The sequence below is a fragment of the Pseudoalteromonas sp. SIMBA_162 genome (genome assembly GCF_046535955.1).
In the GTDB taxonomy this organism is placed as follows: Bacteria; Pseudomonadota; Gammaproteobacteria; order Enterobacterales; family Alteromonadaceae; genus Pseudoalteromonas; species Pseudoalteromonas marina.
This window is the reverse complement of record NZ_JAWJBQ010000095.1, coordinates 1-413: the sequence shown is the minus strand read 5'-3', so window position 1 is coordinate 413 and position 413 is coordinate 1. Positions and strand designations below refer to the sequence as shown.

Below are 413 nucleotides of genomic sequence, written 5' to 3'. Positions count from 1 at the left end.
CCAACTACACCCGGCTGGCGCGTTTCTCCGATTCCTGCGGGGCGGACATCCCGCGCTGGCTCCGCCGGCAGCTCGAGAGCTATGGCGATGACAGCGAGAGCCTTCAGGCCTTCGGCACCGAGGTGATCTCGCGCATGAGTCAGCGTCTGCTGGATGGCGGCGCGCCGGGCCTGCACTTCTATACCCTCAATCAGGCCGAACCGTGTCTCAAGGTGCTGGAAAATCTGGGGATCTCTTCTCGTTGAGTCACGCGCGCCGGGCGTGCACGGCAAGTAATTGGAAGAGCGCCATTGAATGTGACGTCGCTCGCCCTGAGGTCTGACGGGTAGCCGCTAGTGACAGCGGCCCGCAAGCCACTCAAGGCGTCGGCAGTGACGCCGGCCTCAGTGATGGAGAGATTGCTCATGAATCAC

1 protein-coding gene is annotated in these 413 nt (G+C 63.0%); it reads left to right on the top strand.

Annotation, left to right across the window (positions count from 1 at the left end; all coding sequences use genetic code 11):
- Window positions 1–245: methylenetetrahydrofolate reductase (locus tag R0J88_RS18860; protein WP_410900706.1), on the top strand; the 245-nt coding region annotated here is incomplete at its 5' end.
- Between the last annotated feature and the right edge of the window lie 168 nt (window positions 246–413).